Origin of the sequence: Brevundimonas sp. (genome assembly GCF_035998205.1) — a bacterium.
GTDB lineage: Bacteria > Pseudomonadota > Alphaproteobacteria > Caulobacterales > Caulobacteraceae > Brevundimonas.
The window spans coordinates 326,665-346,018 of the sequence record NZ_DASYHT010000005.1 but is presented as its reverse complement, the minus strand read 5'-3'; the positions used below and the strand labels follow the sequence as shown (position 1 = coordinate 346,018).

At 72.5% G+C, this 19,354-nt stretch carries 22 protein-coding genes and 1 pseudogene; 14 read left to right on the top strand and 9 right to left on the bottom strand.

The genetic code is table 11. The features are described from left to right. Positions 1-14: 14 nt before the first annotated feature. From ctaD to VGN74_RS08950, 10 genes are all read left to right on the top strand, one after another. On the top strand, positions 15-1,670 hold the full coding sequence (gene ctaD, locus VGN74_RS08995; protein WP_327447294.1) for a cytochrome c oxidase subunit I: 1,656 nt from the start codon (positions 15-17) through the stop codon (positions 1,668-1,670). Between the two features lie 115 nt (positions 1,671-1,785). Continuing rightward, the gene (gene cyoE, locus VGN74_RS08990) at positions 1,786-2,766 is read left to right on the top strand and encodes a heme o synthase (RefSeq protein WP_327447292.1); all 981 of its coding nucleotides are present in this window, start codon (positions 1,786-1,788) and stop codon (positions 2,764-2,766) included. Next, positions 2,757-2,888, top strand: a complete 132-nt coding sequence (locus VGN74_RS08985; protein WP_327447290.1) for a hypothetical protein — start codon at positions 2,757-2,759, stop codon at positions 2,886-2,888. Before cyoE ends, VGN74_RS08985 begins: the two co-directional genes overlap by 10 nt. A gap of 5 nt (positions 2,889-2,893) precedes the next feature. After that, positions 2,894-3,505: a cytochrome c oxidase assembly protein gene (locus VGN74_RS08980; protein ID WP_327447287.1), complete on the top strand. Its 612-nt coding sequence runs from the start codon at positions 2,894-2,896 to the stop codon at positions 3,503-3,505. A gap of 55 nt (positions 3,506-3,560) precedes the next feature. Continuing rightward, a complete protein-coding gene (locus VGN74_RS08975) occupies positions 3,561-4,427 on the top strand; it encodes a cytochrome c oxidase subunit 3 (protein WP_327447285.1) in 867 nt (288 codons plus the stop codon). Further along, the gene (locus VGN74_RS08970; protein ID WP_327447283.1) at positions 4,424-4,819 is read left to right on the top strand and encodes a DUF983 domain-containing protein; all 396 of its coding nucleotides are present in this window, start codon (positions 4,424-4,426) and stop codon (positions 4,817-4,819) included. The genes VGN74_RS08975 and VGN74_RS08970 overlap by 4 nt, the downstream gene beginning before the upstream one ends. Next, the gene (locus tag VGN74_RS08965; protein ID WP_327447281.1) at positions 4,816-5,511 is read left to right on the top strand and encodes an SURF1 family protein; all 696 of its coding nucleotides are present in this window, start codon (positions 4,816-4,818) and stop codon (positions 5,509-5,511) included. The genes VGN74_RS08970 and VGN74_RS08965 overlap by 4 nt, the downstream gene beginning before the upstream one ends. A 50-nt stretch (positions 5,512-5,561) precedes the next feature. Beyond that, the gene (locus VGN74_RS08960) at positions 5,562-6,779 is read left to right on the top strand and encodes a pitrilysin family protein (RefSeq protein ID WP_327447279.1); all 1,218 of its coding nucleotides are present in this window, start codon (positions 5,562-5,564) and stop codon (positions 6,777-6,779) included. Positions 6,780-6,867: 88 nt separating this feature from the next. Continuing rightward, positions 6,868-7,497, top strand: coding sequence for a GNAT family protein (locus VGN74_RS08955; RefSeq protein WP_327447277.1), 630 nt, complete (start codon positions 6,868-6,870; stop codon positions 7,495-7,497). 25 nt (positions 7,498-7,522) lie between these two features. Further along, positions 7,523-9,166: a bifunctional diguanylate cyclase/phosphodiesterase gene (locus tag VGN74_RS08950; RefSeq protein ID WP_327447275.1), complete on the top strand. Its 1,644-nt coding sequence runs from the start codon at positions 7,523-7,525 to the stop codon at positions 9,164-9,166. A 7-nt stretch (positions 9,167-9,173) separates the two neighbouring features. On the opposite strand, the gene VGN74_RS08945 is transcribed toward VGN74_RS08950, so the two are convergent. Next, the gene (locus VGN74_RS08945) at positions 9,174-9,746 is read right to left on the bottom strand and encodes a YqgE/AlgH family protein (protein WP_327447273.1); all 573 of its coding nucleotides are present in this window, start codon (positions 9,744-9,746) and stop codon (positions 9,174-9,176) included. A 125-nt stretch (positions 9,747-9,871) separates the two neighbouring features. On the opposite strand from VGN74_RS08945, the gene VGN74_RS08940 reads away from it, so the two are divergent. Next, entirely contained in the window at positions 9,872-10,357 is a 486-nt protein-coding gene (locus VGN74_RS08940; RefSeq protein WP_327447271.1) for a peroxiredoxin, read from the top strand. Continuing rightward, positions 10,354-10,701: pseudogene (locus tag VGN74_RS08935) on the top strand (very short patch repair endonuclease); the annotation flags it as partial. The gene VGN74_RS08940 and the pseudogene VGN74_RS08935, both read left to right, overlap by 4 nt. 56 nt (positions 10,702-10,757) lie before the next feature. On the opposite strand, the gene VGN74_RS08930 reads toward VGN74_RS08935, so the two are convergent. The 5 genes from VGN74_RS08930 to VGN74_RS08910 form a co-directional block, all read right to left on the bottom strand. Further along, positions 10,758-12,683, bottom strand: coding sequence for an ATP-binding protein (locus VGN74_RS08930; RefSeq protein ID WP_414643535.1), 1,926 nt, complete (start codon positions 12,681-12,683; stop codon positions 10,758-10,760). A gap of 72 nt (positions 12,684-12,755) precedes the next feature. Next, positions 12,756-13,805, bottom strand: a complete 1,050-nt coding sequence (locus VGN74_RS08925; protein ID WP_327447269.1) for a quinone-dependent dihydroorotate dehydrogenase — start codon at positions 13,803-13,805, stop codon at positions 12,756-12,758. Continuing rightward, positions 13,802-14,167 carry a DUF952 domain-containing protein gene (locus VGN74_RS08920; protein WP_327447267.1) on the bottom strand — a complete coding sequence of 122 codons (366 nt, stop codon included), beginning with the start codon at positions 14,165-14,167 and terminating at the stop codon, positions 13,802-13,804. The genes VGN74_RS08925 and VGN74_RS08920 overlap by 4 nt, the downstream gene beginning before the upstream one ends. Beyond that, positions 14,164-14,673: a histidine phosphatase family protein gene (locus tag VGN74_RS08915; protein WP_327447265.1), complete on the bottom strand. Its 510-nt coding sequence runs from the start codon at positions 14,671-14,673 to the stop codon at positions 14,164-14,166. The genes VGN74_RS08920 and VGN74_RS08915 overlap by 4 nt, the downstream gene beginning before the upstream one ends. 11 nt (positions 14,674-14,684) lie before the next feature. After that, positions 14,685-15,440 carry a class I SAM-dependent methyltransferase gene (locus VGN74_RS08910; RefSeq protein WP_327447263.1) on the bottom strand — a complete coding sequence of 252 codons (756 nt, stop codon included), beginning with the start codon at positions 15,438-15,440 and terminating at the stop codon, positions 14,685-14,687. A 46-nt stretch (positions 15,441-15,486) separates the two neighbouring features. Here VGN74_RS08910 and gloB point away from each other — a divergent pair, with 46 nt between their 5' ends. Continuing rightward, positions 15,487-16,212 carry a hydroxyacylglutathione hydrolase gene (gene gloB, locus VGN74_RS08905; RefSeq protein WP_327447261.1) on the top strand — a complete coding sequence of 242 codons (726 nt, stop codon included), beginning with the start codon at positions 15,487-15,489 and terminating at the stop codon, positions 16,210-16,212. Between the two features lie 26 nt (positions 16,213-16,238). Here gloB and VGN74_RS08900 read toward each other — a convergent pair whose 3' ends face one another. After that, entirely contained in the window at positions 16,239-16,697 is a 459-nt protein-coding gene (locus tag VGN74_RS08900; RefSeq protein ID WP_327447259.1) for an Rrf2 family transcriptional regulator, read from the bottom strand. Between the two features lie 87 nt (positions 16,698-16,784). On the opposite strand from VGN74_RS08900, the gene VGN74_RS08895 reads away from it, so the two are divergent. Further along, a complete protein-coding gene (locus tag VGN74_RS08895; RefSeq protein ID WP_327447257.1) occupies positions 16,785-17,720 on the top strand; it encodes an NAD(P)/FAD-dependent oxidoreductase in 936 nt (311 codons plus the stop codon). Here the strand turns inward: VGN74_RS08895 and VGN74_RS08890 are convergent. Next, positions 17,717-18,442: a DUF4908 domain-containing protein gene (locus VGN74_RS08890; protein ID WP_327447255.1), complete on the bottom strand. Its 726-nt coding sequence runs from the start codon at positions 18,440-18,442 to the stop codon at positions 17,717-17,719. The genes VGN74_RS08895 and VGN74_RS08890 overlap by 4 nt on opposite strands. A gap of 132 nt (positions 18,443-18,574) precedes the next feature. Beyond that, positions 18,575-19,300 (bottom strand): acetoacetyl-CoA reductase, encoded by a 726-nt coding sequence (gene phbB, locus VGN74_RS08885; protein WP_327447252.1) that lies wholly within the window; start codon positions 19,298-19,300, stop codon positions 18,575-18,577. Positions 19,301-19,354: the final 54 nt, after the last annotated feature.

Genomic DNA, 19,354 nt, shown 5'->3' with positions numbered 1-19,354 from the left:
GCCGAAAGACACCCATGGCCACCGCATCCGCCACAGCCCACGACGCCGGACACGATCACAAGCCCGGCTTCTTCACCCGCTGGTTCCTGTCGACCAACCACAAGGACATCGGCACCCTGTACCTGATCTTCGCCATCATGGCGGGGATCGTGGGCGGGGCCCTGTCCGGCCTGATCCGCTGGGAACTGGCCGAGCCGGGCATCCAGATCTTCCGCGAGGGCTCGGTCATCCAGCACCTCGGCCTCGTCGAGGCGTCCAAGCACGGCTACAACGTCACCGTCACGGCCCACGCCCTGATCATGATCTTCTTCATGGTCATGCCGGCCATGATCGGCGGCTTCGGCAACTGGTTCGTGCCGATCATGATCGGCGCGCCGGACATGGCCTTCCCGCGCATGAACAACATCTCGTTCTGGCTGCTGGTGGCCGCCTGGGTGCTGCTGCTGCTGTCGATGTTCGTGGACGGCGGCCCCGGTCAGGGCTTCGGCGGCGGCTGGACCATCTATCCGCCGCTCTCGACCTCGGGCCACACCGGCCCGGCCATGGACCTGGCCATCCTGTCGCTGCACGTGGCGGGCGCCAGCTCGATCCTCGGCGCGATCAACTTCATCACCACCATCTTCAACATGCGCGCTCCGGGCATGACCCTGCACCGGATGCCGCTGTTCGCCTGGTCGGTGCTGATCACCGCCTTCCTGCTGCTGCTGTCGCTGCCCGTCCTGGCCGGCGCCATCACCATGCTGCTGACCGACCGTAACTTCGGCACCTCGTTCTTCGACCCGGCCGGCGGCGGCGACCCGGTGATGTTCCAGCACCTGTTCTGGTTCTTCGGTCACCCCGAGGTGTACATCCTGATCCTGCCGGGCTTCGGCATCATCAGCCACATCGTCTCGACCTTCTCGAAGAAGCCCGTGTTCGGCTATCTGGCGATGGCCTACGCCATGGTCGCCATCGGCTTCATCGGCTTCATCGTCTGGGCCCACCACATGTACACCGTGGGCATGCCGATCAATCTGCGCGCCTACTTCGTCGCCGCGACCATGATCATCGCGGTGCCGACAGGGGTGAAGATCTTCAGCTGGATCGCCACCATGTGGGGCGGCTCCATCGACTTCAAGACGCCCATGCTCTGGGCCATTGGCTTCATCTTCCTGTTCACCGTCGGTGGCGTGACCGGCGTGGTCCTGTCCAACGCCGGCATCGACTACAGCCTCCACGACACCTATTACGTCGTGGCCCACTTCCACTACGTGCTGTCGCTGGGCGCCGTGTTCGCCATCTTCGCCGGGTTCTACTACTGGTTCGAGAAGATGTTCGGCGTGAAGTACAACGAGTTCCTCGGCGCCGCGCACTTCTGGGTGATGTTCATCGGCGTGAACATCATCTTCTTCCCGCAGCACTTCCTCGGCCTGCAGGGCATGCCGCGCCGGTACATCGACTATCCGGAGGCCTACACCCTGTGGAACCAGGTCTCGACCTGGGGCTACGCCATCACCGTGGTGGGCGTGGTGATCTTCATGGTCATGCTGGTCGAGGCGGCCGTCCGCCGTCGCGCCGGCGTCGCCAACCCCTGGGGCGAAGGCGCCACCACGCTGGAGTGGACCCTCAGCTCGCCGCCGCCGCACCACCAGTTCAACGAACTGCCGGTGGTCAAGGGCGACCACCACTGAGCCGCCGCGGTCCGGCCTGGCCGGACCGTGTGACGGACACGAAACTGCGACCGGGGGCCGCCCTTCTTCGGAAGGGCGGCCCCTTTTTCATCCAGCTGTGATATCGGCTGCCGCCATGCCCGACGCCGCCCTGCCCGCTCCGAGTCTCGCCCAGCCCGAGGACTTCCTGCAGCTGCTCAAGCCGCGGGTCATGTCCCTGGTCGTCTTCACCGCGGCCACGGGCCTGATCGCCGCCGGCGGGGACATCCATCCCCTCAACGCCGCGCTCGCCGTGCTGTGCATCGCCATGGGAGCTGGCGCGGCCGGCGCGCTCAACATGGCGCTGGAGGGCCGCACCGACGCCCTGATGCGCCGCACCCGCGGCCGCCCGGTGGCCGCCGGCCGCGTCCGCTCCGGCGACGCCCTCGCCTTCGGCGTCCTGCTGTCGGTGTTCTCGGTCATGCTGCTGGGCATGGCGACCAACTGGGTCGCCGGCGGCCTGCTGGCCCTGACCATCGTCTATTACGCCGGCCTCTACACCGTGGTGCTGAAGCGCCGCACGCCGCAGAACATCGTCATCGGCGGGGCCGCCGGCGCCTTCCCGCCCGTGATCGGCTGGGCCGCCGCCACCGGCGAGGCCCCGTGGCAGGCCTGGCTGCTGTTCCTGATCATCTTCCTGTGGACCCCGCCGCACAGCTGGGCCCTGGCCCTCTACTCGGCCGGCGACTACGCCCGCGCCGGCATCCCGATGATGCCGGTGGCCCGCGGCGCCGCCCACACCCGCCTGCAGATCTGGCTCTACAGCCTGGTGTTCGTGCCGGTCGCCATCCTGCCCGGCCTGATCGGCCCCGGCGGCCTGGCCTATCTGGCCGTGGCCGTGGCCGGCGGCGCCCTGTTCCTGCTGCTGGCCCTGCGCCTGTGGCGCTCGCGCGCCGGCGACAGCCCGGACAAGGCCGAGGCCGTGGGACGCGAGGCCGCATTGTATGACGTGCGCGCAGAGGCGAAACCGGCGCGTGACCTCTTCGCCTATTCCATCCTGTATCTGATGGTCCTGTTCGCCACCCTGCTGGTCGAAACCCTGCCCGCCTCGCCGATCGTGTGTGCCTCATGCGCCTGACCCCCGAAGAACTCACGGCCCGCAAGCGCCGCAACGTCGCCATCGCCCTGGGCCTCGTGGTCTTCATGGTGCTGATGTTCACCATCACGGTCCTGCGGCTGCAGGCCAACGTGGGGGGCTGAGCGTCATGGCCAACAAGAACGTCATCGCCATCGCCTGCGCCGGTCTGGTCATGCTGATGACCGGGGCCGCCTTCGCCGCCGTGCCGCTCTACCAGCTGTTCTGCCAGATCACCGGCTTCGACGGCACGACCATGCGCGCCGACAGGCCCTCGGACGTCATCCTCGACGAGGAGGTGCTGGTCCGCTTCGACACCAATGTCCGCGGCGGCCTGCCCATGGCCTTCCGCGCCGAGCAGACCCTGCAGCGGGTGCGAATCGGCGAGACCGGCATCGCCTATTTCGACGTCACCAACACCTCGGACCAGCCGATCGGCGCCACCGCCGCCTACAACGTCGTGCCCGAGAAGGCCGGCCCCTATTTCCAGAAGCTGCAGTGCTTCTGCTTCGAGGGCCAGGTCATCGCCCCCGGCGAGACGCGCGCCTTCCCGGTGCAGTATTTCGTCGCCCCGGAAATGGCCACGGACCGGGAAGGCCAGGGCATCCGCGAGATCACCCTGAGCTACACCTTCTACCCGACCCAGGGCTTCAACCCCGCCGACCCGGCCGCCTCGGTCACCGCCACGGCTGCCAGCCGCGCCCCGGTCGCGCCTGCGCTGCAGACCTCTGGCGCGGGCTGACGCCCGGCGCTATAGGCCGTTCCATCAGGTTCCAGACGTCGAGAGACCCCGCACGATGGCCCACGCCGCCCCGAAGCACGATTACCACCTCGTCGATCCCTCGCCCTGGCCGCTCGTCTCGTCGATCGCGGTGACGGTGATGATGGTCGGGGCCGTGGTGTGGATGAAGGGCCTGTTCGGCCTGTCGGGCCCGGGCGTGTTCGCCGCCGGCCTGGCCGGGGTCCTCTACTCCATGTTCGGCTGGTGGTCGGACGTGGTGAAGGAAAGCCGCCGCGGCGACCACACCCCGGTCGTGTCGCTGGGCCTGCGCTACGGCATGGTGCTGTTCATCGCCTCGGAGGTGATGTTCTTCGCCGCCTTCTTCTGGATCTTCTTCGAGATGGCCCTGTTCACCGAGGCCCGGGCCCTGATCCCGGAAATCGGCAACTGGGCGGACACGGCCTCGGCCTGGTCGACCTGGCCGCCGCAGGGCATCGAGACCCTGAACCCGTGGCAGCTGCCCCTGCTCAACACCATCATCCTGCTGCTGTCGGGCACCACCGTGACCTGGGCCCACCACGCCCTGCAGGTGGGCGATCGCAAGGGCGCCCGCTGGGGCCTGATCACCACCGTGGGCCTCGGCATCTTCTTCACCGCCGTGCAGATCTACGAGTACAACCACATCCTGCACGAGAACCTGTTCTTCAACGACGAAGCCATGAACTCGGGCCTGTATGGCTCGATCTTCTTCATGGCGACGGGCTTCCACGGCTTCCACGTGCTGGTCGGCACCCTGTTCCTGACCGTCTGCCTGTTCCGCCTGCTGGCCGGCCACTTCTCGCCGGAGAAGCACTTCGGCTTCGAGGCCGCCGCCTGGTACTGGCACTTCGTCGACGTGGTGTGGCTGTTCCTGTTCGCCTTCGTCTACGTCGTCTTCGGGTGATCCCGGACACCAGCGATACCATCCCGGCGGCGGGGGGCGAGGGATCGCCTCCCGCCGTCGCCGTTTCGGCGGTGCGCGCCGGCCTCGCCGGCCGCTGCCCGCGCTGCGGCGAGGGGCGGCTGTTCGCCGGCTTCCTCAAGGTCCGGCCCGCCTGCGACGCCTGCGGCCTCGACCTGTCCGCCATCCAGACCGGCGACGGTCCCACCACCTTCATCATGCAGATCGCCGGCTTCGCCGTCGGCTTCTCGGCCCTCGCCGTTGAAATCCGCTATCACCCGCCCATGTGGATGCATCTGGTCGTCTGGCTGCCCCTCGTGGCCCTGCTGTCGCTGGCGCTGATGCGCCCGGGCCGCGGCCTGATGATCGCCCTGCAGTACCGGGCCGCCCGATGAAGCGCTTTCCCTGGATCCTGACCCTTCTGAGCCTGGCCGCGCTCGCGCTGCTGCTGAGCCTCGGGACCTGGCAGCTGCAGCGCCTGACCTGGAAGACGGCCCTGATCGACGCGGCCGAGGCCGCCGCCGACGCCCCGCCCGCGCCGCTGGCCGAGGTCCTGGCCGCCCCCGCCCCCGAGTTCCGCCGCGTCATCGTCGACTGCCCCGGCCTCGCCGCCGCCCCGACCCTCGGCCTGCGCTCGATCCAGGACGGGACCCCCGGCGTGCGCCGCCAGGCCCTGTGCCCCCTGCCCGGCGCCCCGCCGATCCTCGTCGATCTCGGCTTCGTCGCCCAGGATGCCCCGCCGCCGCCGCTGGCCCCGCCCTCGCCGGCCCCGGTCCGGGTCGAGGGCGTGCTGCGCGACGGCGGCCGGCCGGGGGCCCTGACCCCGCCGCCCGCCGACGGCCTGTTCTACGGGCGCGACGTCCCGGCCATGGCCGCGGCCCTCGGGCACACCGGCCCGGTCCAGCCCCTGACCCTGTTCGCCACCTCGAGCGTGCGTCCCGACTGGCCCGCGCTGCAGCCCTCGGCCCCGCCCCCGGCCTTCTCCAACAACCACCTCGGCTACGCCCTGACCTGGTACGGGCTGGCGCTGGTGCTCGCCGGTTTCTACATCGCCCTCCTCCGTCGTCGCCTGAAGGCCCGCTCCTGACCGCCACCGTCCACACCCTGAGCAACGGCCTGCGGGTCGTCGCCGACCCCATGCCCGGCCTGCGCACCTTCGCCCTGACCCTCGCGGTCGCCGGCGGGGCGCGCTTCGAGGACCCGGCCCGCTCCGGCTGGTCGCATTTCCTCGAGCACCTGGTGTTCAAGGGCGCCGGCGCCATGTCCGCGCGCGACATCGTCGAGCGCATCGAGGCCGAGGGCGGCATGATCAACGCCGCCACCGGCTATGAGCGCACCAGCTTCGAGGTGCGCGCCCCCGCCGCCTGCCTCGCTCTCGCCGTCGAGGTGGTGGCCGATCTTGTCCGCCGGCCGACCCTCGATGCCGCCGAGATCGCCCGCGAGAAGGACGTGGTGGCCCAGGAGATCGCCGAGGCCTTCGACACCCCCGACGACCATGTGTTCGAGATGGCCCAGGCCCGGGCCTTCGCCGGCCAGTCGCTGGGCCGGCCGATCCTCGGCACGGTCGAGAGCCTGGCCCCGGTCGACGCCGCCGGCCTGCGCGACTGGGCCGGTCAGCTCTACTCCCCGGACCGCATGGTGCTGGCGGTATCGGGCGCCGTGGACGAGGCCAGCCTGCTGCGTCTGGCCGAGACGGCCTTCGGCGACGCCGCCCGGCGCCCCGCCGCCACCGCCGCCCCGGCCCGCTTCGACGGCGGGGCCGCCGCCCTGTCGCGGCGTATCGAGCAGGCCAATCTCGTGCTGCAGCTGCCCGCCGCCGGGGCCCACGATCCGGACCTGCCGGCCCAGCGCCTGTTCGTCGAGATCCTCGGCGGCGGCATGGCCTCGCGCCTGTTCCAGAGCGCCCGCGAGAGCCGCGGGCTGGCCTACGCCATCGACGCCTATGGCGAGACCTATGAGGACGTCGGCCTGCTGGGCGTCTACGCCGGCGCCGCCGCCGAGCGGGCGGAAGAGCTGGCGCAGCTGTGCGCCGCCGAGATCGCCGCCCTCGCCGAACGCGGGCCGACGGACGCCGAGCTGTCCCGGGCGAAGGCGGTGCTCGCCGCCGGCCTGCACATGGCGGACGAGAGCCCCGCGGCCCGCGCCGGCCGGCTGGCGGCCCAGACCCTGATCTATGGGGCGCCGGTCCCTACCGCTTCGGCCGAGGCCCGCCTGCGCGCCCCCTCCGCCGCCGAGGTGGCCGCCGCCGGCCGCCGCCTGCTGGCCCCCGGACGCGCCGCCGCCGCCGTGCTCGGCCCCCGCCGCGCCGCCCCCGCCGGCCCGGTCTTCGCCGCCACCCTGTTCGCCGCCGCCTGAGGCGAGTGGACCGGGAGCCTGATTCACGGCATCGGCGGAATCGCAAAGCGATTCCATCTCAACCGATCAGGCTCTAGGCTCGCGCCCCATGGCCCTTCTGGACTGGACGCCGGAGCCTGCCGGACCCGTGGTGCGCGGCGCGGGCGTGCTGCTGCGCCCGCCGAAACTGGCCGACCATGCCGCCTGGGCCGAGCTGCGCGCCGCCTCGCGCGACTACCTGCAGCCGTGGGAGCCGAGCTGGCCCGAGGACGATCTGTCCCGCGCCGCCTTCCGCCGCCGCCTCGGCGTCTACGCCCGCGAGCTGGAGCTGCAGAACGCCTTTCCCTTCTTCATCTTCGCCATGAGCCCCGAGAGCCGTGAAGGGCCGCTGGCCGGGGCCGTGACCCTGTCCAACATCCGCCGCGGCGTCGCCGAGACCGGCCAGATCGGTTACTGGATCGGCGAGCGCTGGGCCGGGCAGGGGCTCGCCACCGCCGCGGTGCGGGCCCTGTGCGGCTTCGCCTTCGGCCAGCTGCGCCTGCACCGGGTCGAGGCGGCCTGCCTGCCCTCCAACGGCCGGTCGCGCCGGGTGCTGGAGAAGTCCGGCTTCCGGCTGGAGGGCCGGGCCCGCGCTTATCTTAAAATTAACGGCGCTTGGGCAGATCATCTGCTGTTCGGCCTTGTGGAGGACGAGCACGCGGACGCCCTGACGCGTCTGTCCGAAAGGGGCGTGGAGTGACGTGACGGGCGGTTCGAGAGCCTCGATGTGGGACGCGGCCAGCGCCATCGAGGCCCTGGCGGCCGCCGATACCGCCCTGTGGATCTGGGACCCGGCCCGCGATCGCCTGAAGTTCAGCGGCGCCTCACGGCCCCTCGGTCTCAGCCCCCTGGCGCCGGAGTGCTCCGCCGCCGCCTTCATCGCCGTCACCCTGCCCCAGGACCGCGCCGCCGCCGAGGCGCTGCTCAAGCCCCAGGCCGAGGGTACGCCGGTCAGCCTGCGCATCCGCATGCGCGGGGCCGAGGCCGGGGTCTGGCGCGGCGTCTGGCTCGAGGACGGGCTGCGCGCCGCCGGGGTGGTGTCGCTGGAGTCCAGCTTCGCCCCGGTCGACCGCGACCCCCTGACCGGCCTCTATGACCGCCGCAGCTTCCTCGGCCGGGTCAGCGAGCGCCTCACCCAACCCGGCGTTTACGACCTCGTTGTCGCTGACGTCGACCGCATGCGCCGCCTCAACGAGGCGCTGGGCCACGCCCGCGCCGATCTGGTGCTGTCGGCGCTGGGCTCGCGCCTGTCCGCCGCCTTCTCCGGCGACACGGTGCCGGCGCGGGTCGGCGAGGACGAGTTCGCCCTGCTCATCCCCGACGGCGGCTCCGGCGCGCTTCACCGGCTGCGCGAGGCGCTGGAACAGCCCCTGTCGGTGGCGGGCTTCGACATCTATCCGACCGTCTCGATCGGCGCCGTGCGCGCCGAGGGCGGGCCCGACGCCCCCGATCCGGCCGAGCTGCTGCGTCGCGCCGAACTGGCCGTGGAGCAGGCCAAGCGCACCGGGCGCGGCGGCGTCGCCGCCTACGGCCGGGCGCTGGAGTCCGACAGCCTGTCGCGTCTGGCGCTGGAAGCCGACCTGCGCAACGCCTTCATGCGCGGCGAGATCGAACCCTACTACCAGCCGATCGTGAACCTCCACACCGGGGCCGTGGCCGGCTTCGAGGCCCTCGCCCGCTGGCGTCACCCGCGGCGCGGCCTGGTGCCGCCGGACGAGTTCCTGACCCTGACGGCCGAGATGGGCCTGATGAACGACCTCGGCCTGCACATGATGCGGCGCTCGGCCCGCCAGCTGTCCGAGTGGCTCAAGCGCCATCCGGACGCCGGCCGGCTGTTCTGCAGCGTCAACCTGTCGGTCGGGGAGATCGAACGGGCCCATCTGGTCGAGGATGTGGCCGAGATCATCCGCGAAGCCCAGCTGCCGCCCGGCGCCCTCAAGCTCGAGGTCACCGAGGGCGACATCATGCGCGACACCGACCGCGCCGCCGAGGTGCTGGGCCGCCTCAAGGCCATCGGCGCCTCGCTGGCGCTCGATGACTTCGGCACCGGCTTCTCGTCCCTGTCCTATCTGGCGCGCCTGCCCTTCGACACGCTGAAGATCGACCGCTACTTCGTGCTGACCATGGACAAGGACGCCGGGTCCGAGAAGATCGTCCGCTCGGTCGTCAATCTGGGCCGCGACCTGTCGCTCGAGGTGGTGGCCGAGGGCGTCGAGAACGCAGACCTGGCCCGCCGGCTGCTGGAGGCCAGCTGCCACTACGGCCAGGGCTTCGGCTACGCCCCGGCGCTGCCGGCCCAGGAGGCCGAGGTCTATCTCAACGAGTCGCTCGCCGACGGCGCCGCCCCGATCAAGGCCCGTTCCGCCTGAGCCCCGCTCAGGCGTGGCCGGCGTCGCTGGACAGCCAGGCCGCGTCGACCCCGATCCGCGCCAGCGCCCGGGCCCATTTGCCGTCGTGGTCGTCGTCGAAGATCAGGTCGAGGTCGGCGTCGGCCACCAGCCACACGTTCTCGGCCAGTTCCTCCTCGATCTGGCCGTCGCCCCAGCCGGCGTAGCCGAGCGCCAGCACCGCCCGCCGCGGCCCGCGGGCCGGATCGACCATGGCCGCCAGCGCCTCGCGCGTGCCGGTGATCGCCAGCCCTTCGCCGAAGGGCACGCTGGCGTCCTCGACCAGCCAGTCGTCGGTGTGCAGGACGAAGCCGCGCTCGCGCTCGACCGGGCCGCCGACCAGCACCGGCCGGCCCTCGGCCGCCTCGACATCCGCGATCAGCTCCAGCTTGCGCAGCACCTGGGCCAGATCGACGCCGGGGGCGGGCCGGTCGATGCGCAGCCCCATGCCATGGTCCGGCCCGTGCGCGCACAGCAGGATGACGGCGTTCTCGAAGCGGGGATCGCCGATGCCCGGCATCGCCACCAGCAGTCGCCCGGCCAGGGAGGAGAAGGCGCTCATGGCGGAATGATCCCCGCTTCGCCCCGCCGGCGCAAGCGACGCCTTGGCCCCCGCGCGCAAAAACCCTATCTGCCCGGCAACCCCGCCGCAGCGGGCGGGTTGACCCCGCAGACCAAGGAGATCCCATGACCCTCAAGATCGGCGACCGCCTGCCCTCGGCCGTGTTCACCACCCCGACCGGCGAGGGCCCGAAGCCCGTCACCGCCGACGAGGTGTTCAAGGGCCGCACCGTCGCCCTGTTCGCCGTGCCCGGCGCCTTCACCCCGACCTGCTCGGCGCGCCACCTGCCGGGCTTCCGCGACAAGGCCGCCGAGCTGAAGGGCAAGGGCGTCGACGCCATCGCCTGCGTCTCGGTCAACGACGCCTTCGTCATGGGCGCCTGGGCGCAGAAGGAAGGCGTCTCGGCTGACGACATCCTGATGCTGGCCGACGGCAACGGCGACTTCACCCGCAAGCTGGGCCTGTCGATGGACGCCAGCGGCTTCGGCATGGGCGAGCGCTCGCAGCGCTACTCAGCCCTGGTGCGCGACGGCGTCGTCGAGCAACTCAACATCGAGGCCGGCGGCGAGTTCAAGGTGTCGTCCGCCGACCACCTGCTGACCCAGCTCTGACCACAGACGTCTTCTCCCCCCGGCAGCGCAGCGCGGTGATGCGCCGCGTGCGCGGCCGGGACACGGGGCCGGAGCTGGCCGTGCGCCGCGCCCTGCGGGCGCTCGGCATCGGCTACCGCCTCGACGGCTCCGCCCTGCCCGGGCGACCGGATATCGTGATGAAGGGCCGCCGCCTCGCCCTGTTTGTGCACGGCTGTTTCTGGCACGGCCACGACTGCCCCCGCGGCGCCCGCATCCCGAAGAGCAACACCGCCTACTGGACCGGCAAGATCCGCCGCAACCGCGCCCGCGACGCGGACGCCGTGGCCGCGCTTGAAGCGCTGGGCTGGCGCGCGGTCGTCATATGGGAGTGCGAGCTGCGCGGCGACCTCGCCGGCCTGCTGACAGCCCGGCTGGCGCCTCAGGCCACGGCCGTGTCGGGCGCCGTCGCCGCATCCCCGTCCGCGCGCGCCTCGGCGTCGGCCAGCACCTGCTCCAGCGCGGTGAGCAGGGCCGCCGGGGTCACCGGCTTGGACACGAAATAGGTCATCCCGGCCTCGAGACAGGCCTCGACATCCTCGGGCGCCGTGTCGGCGGTCACCGCCACCACGGGGCTGCTGCGGTTCGGGCTGGTCCCGGCGCGGATCCGGCGCGTGGTCTCGCGCCCGTCCAGCTCCGGCATGCGCACGTCCATGAAGATGACGTCGAACCGCGCGCGATCGCAGGCCTCCAGCGCCGCCAGCCCGTCCGCCGCCATCTCGATATGGCAGTCGAGGGTCTGCAGGATCAGCTGCAGCGCCCGGCGATTGATGTCGTGGTCGTCGACCACCAGCACCCGCAGCGGCGGCGTCGCTTCGACCTCCGTCGGTCCGTCCGTCGCCGCGGCGACCGGTTCGGGGATCGGGGCCGGGGCGGGCGCCGCCACCGGCGCCGCCAAGGGCGCGGGCAGGGGCGCCGTGAGGGAGGCGGGTGGCGGCTCGGGCGCGCTGACCAGCTTGAGCGCCGGCGGGGCCGCGAGCGGACGCGCCACGCCGGCCCGGCCGCTGTCGTCAACCCGGGCCGGCGTGGCTCCGGCCGCCGGGTCCGCCCCGGCGTCCAGATGCAGCGACAGCACGAAGGTCGCGCCCTCGCCCTTGCGGCTGCGCACGGTCAGGCGACCGCCCATCAGCTCGGCGAGGTGGCGGCTGATGGCCAGGCCCAGCCCCGTGCCGCCATGGCGCGCCGAGATGCCATCATCGGTCTGGTCGAACGGCTCGAACAGCCGCGCCAACTGACCCGGGCTCATGCCGGGACCCGTGTCGACCACCTCCAGCACCATGGCGTGGCCCCGCGGCTCCTCGGCCCAGGCGTTGATCCGCACCGTGACGGACCCTGCCGGGGTGAACTTGACCGCATTGGACAGGAGGTTGTTGAGGATCTGGCGCAGGCGGGTCTCGTCGCCGCGCACCCAGGCCGGTACGTCGCGCGCGCCCTCGATCCGCAACCGCAGGCCCTTGGCCGCCGCCGGCCCCTGCCAGAGCCGCAGGGTCTGGGCCAGGGCCGCGCGGAAGTTGAAGTCCTCGACGACGATGTTCATCCGCCCGGCGTCGAGCTTGGCGTGGTCGAGCAGGTCGTCCAGCAGCGCCTTCATCATCTGGCCGGCCTGGCCGATCAGGGCGGCGTGACTGCGCGCCGCGCCGGTGGCGGCGGTGCGCTCCAGCTCGATCGCGCCGGTGAGGATGGCCGACAGCGGCGTGCGCAGGTCATGGCCGACCGCGGCGAGGAAGGCGGTCCGCGCCGCCACCGCCCGCTCGGCCTCGCGCCGGCGGCAGTCGGCCTCGAGGCGCGCCTGGGCCTCGGCGGCGCTGGCCCGCTTGATGCGCGACCAGGTGTGCAGACAATAGGCGGCGTAGATGCACAGGGCGATGCTGGTGGCCAGCACGAAGGGCGCATCCGCGCCGAGCAGCATCATCGCCGGCGGGATCATCATCATGTAGCCGAGCTGCGGGATCAGGGCGCAGGCCAGCACCAGCGGCGAGCGCGGCGAGTTGATGATGGCATAGACCGCGCCCGAGCAGATGATGATGGCGGCGCAGATGCCACCGAGCGCCCCGCCGTGGATCCACAGCGGAATCGACAGGGCCGAGAAGGTCGCCGCATTGAGCGAAATGGCCACCCCGCCGAGCGCCAGACGCCACGCCGGCAGGCTGTTCTCGCCGCGCCGGGTGACGGGCCAGAACAGCGACACCTCCATCACCTGGATGAGGGCGCAGGCGCCGCCCATGCCGACGCGCTGCAGCAGCGCACGCCGGCGCTCGCGGACAGCGCCGGGCCAGGCGGTCTCGGAAAGCGTGTCAGTGGTCGCCATGGACCCTCTTCACCATCACCCGGGCGCGGGTCCGGAGACTCCGCCCGAAGCCGACAGTATGGGTCTGCGGTGCTAACGGGCCGTCAACGCGGCCCCGATCGCCGCGCGGACATCGGCGAAGTCCTCCGCCGCGAGGGCCTCCAGCAGCTCCCGCTTGAGCCGCGTGACCAGTCCGGGCCCGCCGTAGACGAGCGCCGAATAGACCTGCACCGCCGAAGCCCCGGCCTTCAGCCGGTCCAGCACGTCCCGGCCGCTCTCGATCCCGCCGGCGGCGATCAGCGCCAGCCGCCCGGCGTTGGCCGCCGCCGCCGCCTCCAGCGCGCCCTGCGCCCGCGCCTTCAGCGGCCGGCCCGACAGGCCGCCGCTCTCCCCGGCGTGCGGGGAACGCAGGCTCGCCGGCCGGTCGAGGGTGGTGTTGGACACGATCACCCCGTCGAGCCCGTGCGCCGCCGCCGCCTCGACGATCTCGCCGATCTCGTCCGGCGACAGGTCCGGGGCAATCTTCAGGAACAGGGGGACCGGCTCCGGGCCTCGCGCGGCGGCGGCGCGGCCCAGCAGGTCGTCCAGTTGATCCCGCCCCTGCAGCGCCCGCAAACCCGGCGTATTGGGCGAGGAGATGTTGATGGTGAAGTAGTCGCTCAGGCCCTTCAGCCGCTGCAGCCCGGCGACATAGTCCGCGGCGCGGTCCTCGCTGTCCTTGTTGGCCCCGAGGTTGGCCCCGGTCACCAGTCCGCGCGGCCGGCGCCCGAGGTTGGCGGCGAACGCCTCCAGCCCGGCGTTGTTGAAGCCCATGCGGTTGATGACGGCGCGATCCTCGGTCAGCCGGAACAGGCGCGGCTTCGGATTGCCCGGCTGCGGCCGCGGCGTCACCGAGCCGCACTCGACGAAGCCGAAGCCCAGCCGCGCCAGCCCGCGCAGGGCCGCGGCGTTCTTGTCCAGTCCCGCGGCCAGACCGATCGGGTTGGGCAGGGCCAGTCCGGCCACCGTCGTCGCCAGCCGCGGATCGTCGGCCCCGGCGGCCGGCACGAGCCCGTGGCGCAGCGCCGCCAGCGCCAGGTCGTGGGCGGTCTCGGCGTCGAGCCGCCGCAGGGCCGCCGTGGCCAGGTCGCCGACCCCGCTCACGCCGTCGTCTCCGGCCCGACCGCCAGCGCTTCGCCCGGCTGCATCGCCCCGTCCGCTGTCACCGCCAGGGCCCGGGCGGCGCGCACATGCGCCAGGTCGAGGTCGCCATAGACGTGCGGGAACAGGGCCCCGCCGCGCGAGGGCTCCCAGACCAGCCCCGGCAGGTCGGCCAGCGCCACCTCGGCCAGCACCAGATCGTCGCGGCCGGCATAGTGGCGGCGCGCCGTCTCGCCCAGCTGATCCGGGGTCGACATGTGGATGAAGCCGTCGGCGCGATCGACAGCCGACCCGCCCCAGGCCCCGCGCGCGCGCCACGCGGCCCAGTCCTCGACGGACAGGATCTTGAAGGCGATGTCGCTCACCCGCCGGCTCCGCCGCCGAGGCTCTTGGGGGTGAAGACCCCGTCGTACGTCGGGCGCCCCGCCGCATCGACGGCGAACACCGCCGCCGTCCCGGTCGGGAAGCCCTCGACCCGCGCCAGCACCGCCGGCGAGGCCGCCGCCTCGACCAGATAGTCGTAGGCCAGCAGCTGGATGCCCGGATTATGGGCGATCAGCAGCAGGGTGTCGGCCTCGTCCTCCACCGCCTCGACCGCCGACCGCAGCCGCTCGGCGGTGGCGTTGTACAGCCCGGCGTCAAAGCGCGCCGGAACCTCGGCGAAGACCGTGGCCATGGCCGCCCAGGTCTCACGCGTGCGCGCCGCGTCGGAAACCAGCGCCAGATCGGGGCGCAGGCCCCGCGCCGCCAGCTCGCGCGCCATCAGCTGCGCATCGGCGACCCCGCGCGGGCACAGGGGACGGTCGTGGTCCTGCCCGCTGTCGGACAGGCGCTCGGCCTTGGCGTGACGCATCAGGATCAGACGGCGCATGTCGGCGGTCCTTAAGGCGCTTCGCGGGGAAGGTCCAAGCCGGCGCGGGTGCGGCCGACCGGCTGCGGCGCCAGCCCGGCTTCCGGCCGCTCGACCCGCACCGCGCCGCGCGCCCGCACCCGGGCGTAGGCCTGGCGCGAGGCCTCCAGCAGGATCAGCCCGGCCGCGCCGGGGGCCACGCGCCGGCCCAGCTGCTCCAGCCCGTCCGCCCAGGCCAGCAGCGGCCGCCACGGCGGGGCGTAAAGGGTCTGGGACCAGGCCGTCGGCTCCAGCCCGGCCTCGCGCACCAGCGCCTCCAGCTGGCGTCGGGTGAAGGGCCGGCCATGGCCGAACGGGGTCGATTCCGCGCGCGCCCACAGCCCGCCGCGCGCCGCCGCCACCACGATCAGCCGTCCGGCCGGGCTCATCGCCCGCGCCGCCTCGACCAGCATCGCCGCCGGGTTGGCCGCCTCCTCCAGCGCATGCACCAGCAGCACCCGGTCGAAGGTCCCGGCGGCGAACGGCAGCCGCGCCTCGTCCACCAGCACGGCCCGGTTGCGGCCGGTCGCCGGCCAGGCCTCGGCGCCCTGCCCGCCCGGCATGGCCGCGATCTGCCGCCGCGCCCCGACGAACTGGTCCAGCCACGGCGCGGCGTAGCCGAGCCCCAGCACGTCGCAGCCGGACGCCTCGCCCCACGCCTCCTCCAGACGCCCGGCCAGCAGCCGTCGCGCCAGCTGGCCGGCCGGTTCGCCGTAGAAGGCGCGCAGATCGTCGACGCTTCGCCGCATGGCCTCCAGCATAGGCCAATCGGGGGCCGGCCGGTATGGTGGCCGCATGTCGCTCGAGATCCGCCAGTTCCCCTGCCTGTCCGACAACTACGGCTTCCTGCTGCGCGACCCGGCCAGCGGCCTCGTCGCCGCCGTCGACGCCCCCGACGCCGCGCGCATTTCGCTGGAGGTCCAGGCCGCCGACTGGGACCGGCTGGATCTGGTGCTGCTGACCCACTGGCACCCGGACCACACCGGCGGCGCGGCGGAGCTCAAGGCCCGCTGGGGGGCGGAGATCGTCGGCCCGGCCGAGGTGGAGAAGGTCCTGTCCCCTGACCGCATCGTCGGCGAGGGCGACCGGGTGCAGCTGGGCGACACCGACCTCGAGGTGCTGGCGCTGCCGGGCCACACCCTCGGCCACATCGCCTTTCACGACGCCGCCGGGGCCAACCTGTTCAGCGGCGACGTGCTGTTCGCCCTCGGCTGCGGCCGGCTGTTCGAGGGGACGCCGGCGCAGATGTTCGCCAGCCTGCAGCGCCTCGCCGCCCTGCCCGACGCCACCACCGTCTGGTGCGCCCATGAGTATACCGAAACGAACGCCCGCTTCGCCCTGACGCTGGACGACAGCCCGGCGCTGGCGGCCCATGCGGAGACGATCTTCGCCGCCCGGGCGCGGGACGAGCCCACGGTGCCGACCTCGCTGGCCGTCGAGCGCCGCTTCAACCCGTTCCTGACCGCCGCCGACGTCGAGACCTTCACCGCCCGCCGCGAGGGCCGCAACGGGTTTCGCTGAGGCCGCGCGCTCCTGGCGCGCCCGCGTCAGTCCGAAGCCAGCGTTCTGCCATGGGCGTCCAGCCAGGCCTTTGGCAGCTCGATCTGACGCGAGAGCGCCCCGATCGTGACCTCGCCGAAGCGTTGCAGCAGGCGCGCCTCCGCCTCGGCCATGACCTCCCCGAGGGCGGCGTTGACCGCGCGCTCGACCAGACAGTCGGGATTGTCGTCCGCCAGACCGATGGCGAGCAGCCGGGGGCTCCCCAGCGCATCGTGAACGTCCCTGAGCGTGATCTCGTCCAGCGAGCGGGCGAGGGCCCATCCGCCGCCGTGGCCCTTGACGGAACTCAGGTAGCCGGCCGCCCGCAGCCCCCCCAGGGTCCGGCGCACCACCACGGGGTTGGTGCTCAGCATCCGCGCGATCGTCTCCGAGGTCACGGGCTGGCCGATCTGATCCATGTGGATCAGCACATGGAGCATGCGGGAAAGGCGGCTGTCCGAGGGCATGCCGCATCCTAGAGCGTTTCGGTCACGCAACAACGCCAGTTGCGTGAGGCGGCCGCCCATGCCACATCACGCAACATGCAAAGTTACATGTCTCCGCGCGACGGCGCCCACGATGTCATCATTGTCGGCGGCAGCTTCGCCGGCCTGTCGGCCGCGCTCCAGCTGGCGCGCGCGCGCCGCCGCCTCCTGCTCATCGACGCCGGAAAGCCCCGCAACCGCTTCGCGGCCACGTCGCACGGCTTTCTGGGCCAGGACGGCGTCCCGCCCGCGCGCATCATGCGCGAGGGACTGTCGCAGCTGGCGCGCTACCCGAGCGTGGACTTCATTCACGACGAGGCGCTTGCGGCGGCGCGCGACGGGCCCCTGCTGCGTCTGGAGCTGGCGGGCGGCGCGGCGGTCGCCGCCCGAAAGCTCATCCTCGCGACGGGCGTCGCCGACGAGCTGCCGCTGGAGTCGATGATCCCCCGCTGGGGCGTCAGCGTCCTGCACTGCCCCTACTGCCACGGCTACGAGGTTCGCGACCGGCCGCTGGCGGTCATCGCCAACGCCCCGGCGGCCATCCACCAGGCCCTGATCCTGCCCGACTGGGGGCCGACCACCTATTTCAGCCAGGGGCGGTTCACCCCCTCCGACGAGGAGGCGGCGCTGCTGGCCGCGCGCGGGGTCAGGATCGACCCCGTGCCGGTGGTCGAGCTGCTCGGCACGTCGCCGCATCTGGAGGCCCTGCGCCTCGCGGACGGCCGCCTCGTCGAGGTCGGGGCGGTCTTCACCGCGCCGCGGACGCGCATGGCGAGCGCCCTGCCGGAGCAGCTGGGCTGCAGCGTCGTGGAGGGGGCGACCGGGCCCGTCATCGCGGTTGACGCCCTGCAGCAGACCAGCGTCCCCGGGGTCTTCGCCGCCGGCGACGCCGCCATGCAGATGTACAACGCCACCCTCGCCGCCGCGGCGGGGGTCATGGCGGGCGTCGCCGCCCACAGGTCGCTGGTGATGGACGAGGCCGGAGCCATCGCCACGGCCGCCTAGTCGCCGCTGGCGACCGCCTGCAGGATCAGGGCCGAGGAGGGGCGGCCGGCCGGGCCCATCGACGGCTGCACCGAGATGCGCAGGGTGCCGGCGACCAGCCGCACGTCCGGGCGCTCGCCATTGACGATGAGGATGCGGCGCAGCCGGGTGGCGCGGCCGCGCAGGCTCTCGGCCCGGGACACGCGGGCCACGGCGTCGACGGCGACCGCGGCGGTGTCGGCCACCAGCGCCTCGCTGCCGGGGATGACGTCGGGGGCCTCGAGCAGGACGGTGCGGCCCAGCGCCCGGGTGGCCAGGCCGCTCTGGCGGATCAGGGCGCGGCTCAGCTCGACCGGGGTGATCGGATCGGGCTGCAGGGCCTCGGCCGGCCCCACGGCGGAGACCGGCGTGCCGCGCGGATTCTGCACCGTATAGAGGGTGATGCCCCCGTCCGGGGTGATGCGCAGCACCTCGTCGCCGGCGTCGGTGCGATAGATGATGTCGCCGCGCGGCGCGGGCGACGGACGCAGGGCCCAGGTCTCGGTGCGGCCGTCGAAGCGCAGCAGCGGCCGGCGGCCGGCGCTGCGGTCCAGCACGAAGCTGACGCCCTGCTCGGAGACATAGCGACCGATCGGCGGCAGGTTGCGACCGAACACCCGGTCGCGCAGCTGGTTGCCGCCGCCGTCCTGTGCCGCAACGGCGACCGGCGCGGCAAGACCGAGCGCGAGCGCCATGATGGCCATGGGGACAAGGGCCGTCGGACGCGCGCAGGCGCGTCTCATCCGGCCCCGCAACCGGACCGTCCGGCTCTGTGCTTCAGCACCCATGGGTTGCTCTTCAGGGGCGGCGGCGGCGGATTTTGGGCGGACCGGACCCTAGCCGACCAGATATTGACCGCCGTTCAGGGAAAGCGTGCACCCTGTGACATATCCGGCACGCTCGCCCGCCAGCCATGACACCATGTCGGCGATCTCCTCGCCCTTGCCGAGGCGGCCCACCGGCACCTGGGCGATGATGCCTTCCAGCACCTTGGGGTCCATGGCTCCGACCATCTCGGTGTCGATATAGCCCGGCGCGATGCAGTTCACGGTGATGCCCTTGCGCGCATTCTCCAGCGCCAGCGCCTTGGTGAAGCCGATCATCCCGGCCTTGGCGGCGGAATAGTTGGTCTGGCCGACCTGGCCCTTCTGGCCGTTGATCGAGGAGATGTTGATGATCCGGCCCCAGCCGCGGTCGCGCATGCCGACGATCACCTGGCGGGTCATGTTGAACACCGAGTCCATGTTGACCCGGATCACGTCGGACCACTGGTCGTGGCTCATCTTGTGGAAGAAGCCGTCGCGGGTGATGCCGGCGTTGTTGATCAGAACGTCGACGGGCCCCAGCGCCGCCTCGACCTCCTGCACCGCCCGGGCGCAGTCCTCGAAGCTGCCGACATTGCCCCTGACCACCATGACGCCCAGCTCGCGCGCCGTGGCCTCGGCCGCCTCGGCGTTGCCGGAGTAGCCGGCCGCCACGGCCATGCCGTCCTCCTTGAGGCGCTGCACGATCGCCTTGCCGATGCCGCGCGTCCCGCCGGTCACCAACGCCACTCTGGTCATGCCCGTCTCCGTCCCTGTCCGGCCCCGGCTGCTGCGGGGCTCGGACGGCACGTT

Bases quoted from the DNA above. Each gene is read 5' to 3' on its own strand.
- VGN74_RS08915 (WP_327447265.1), bottom strand. From the start codon at position 14,673: ATGCGCCGTCTGATCCTGATGCGTCACGCCAAGGCCGAGCGCCTGTCC.
- VGN74_RS08945 (WP_327447273.1), bottom strand. From the start codon at position 9,746: ATGAGCGCCTTCTCCTCCCTGGCCGGGCGACTGCTGGTGGCGATGCCG.
- gloB (WP_327447261.1), top strand. From the start codon at position 15,487: ATGTCGCTCGAGATCCGCCAGTTCCCCTGCCTGTCCGACAACTACGGC.
- VGN74_RS08940 (WP_327447271.1), top strand. From the start codon at position 9,872: ATGACCCTCAAGATCGGCGACCGCCTGCCCTCGGCCGTGTTCACCACC.
- cyoE (WP_327447292.1), top strand. From the start codon at position 1,786: ATGCCCGACGCCGCCCTGCCCGCTCCGAGTCTCGCCCAGCCCGAGGAC.
- VGN74_RS08960 (WP_327447279.1), top strand. From the start codon at position 5,562: ATGCCCGGCCTGCGCACCTTCGCCCTGACCCTCGCGGTCGCCGGCGGG.
- VGN74_RS08900 (WP_327447259.1), bottom strand. From the start codon at position 16,697: ATGCCCTCGGACAGCCGCCTTTCCCGCATGCTCCATGTGCTGATCCAC.
- ctaD (WP_327447294.1), top strand. From the start codon at position 15: ATGGCCACCGCATCCGCCACAGCCCACGACGCCGGACACGATCACAAG.
- VGN74_RS08980 (WP_327447287.1), top strand. From the start codon at position 2,894: ATGGCCAACAAGAACGTCATCGCCATCGCCTGCGCCGGTCTGGTCATG.
- VGN74_RS08930 (WP_414643535.1), bottom strand. From the start codon at position 12,683: ATGGCGACCACTGACACGCTTTCCGAGACCGCCTGGCCCGGCGCTGTC.
- VGN74_RS08910 (WP_327447263.1), bottom strand. From the start codon at position 15,440: ATGCGGCGAAGCGTCGACGATCTGCGCGCCTTCTACGGCGAACCGGCC.
- VGN74_RS08895 (WP_327447257.1), top strand. From the start codon at position 16,785: ATGTCTCCGCGCGACGGCGCCCACGATGTCATCATTGTCGGCGGCAGC.
- VGN74_RS08965 (WP_327447281.1), top strand. From the start codon at position 4,816: ATGAAGCGCTTTCCCTGGATCCTGACCCTTCTGAGCCTGGCCGCGCTC.
- VGN74_RS08955 (WP_327447277.1), top strand. From the start codon at position 6,868: ATGGCCCTTCTGGACTGGACGCCGGAGCCTGCCGGACCCGTGGTGCGC.
- VGN74_RS08975 (WP_327447285.1), top strand. From the start codon at position 3,561: ATGGCCCACGCCGCCCCGAAGCACGATTACCACCTCGTCGATCCCTCG.
- VGN74_RS08985 (WP_327447290.1), top strand. From the start codon at position 2,757: ATGCGCCTGACCCCCGAAGAACTCACGGCCCGCAAGCGCCGCAACGTC.
- VGN74_RS08950 (WP_327447275.1), top strand. From the start codon at position 7,523: ATGTGGGACGCGGCCAGCGCCATCGAGGCCCTGGCGGCCGCCGATACC.
- VGN74_RS08890 (WP_327447255.1), bottom strand. From the start codon at position 18,442: ATGGCCATCATGGCGCTCGCGCTCGGTCTTGCCGCGCCGGTCGCCGTT.
- phbB (WP_327447252.1), bottom strand. From the start codon at position 19,300: ATGACCAGAGTGGCGTTGGTGACCGGCGGGACGCGCGGCATCGGCAAG.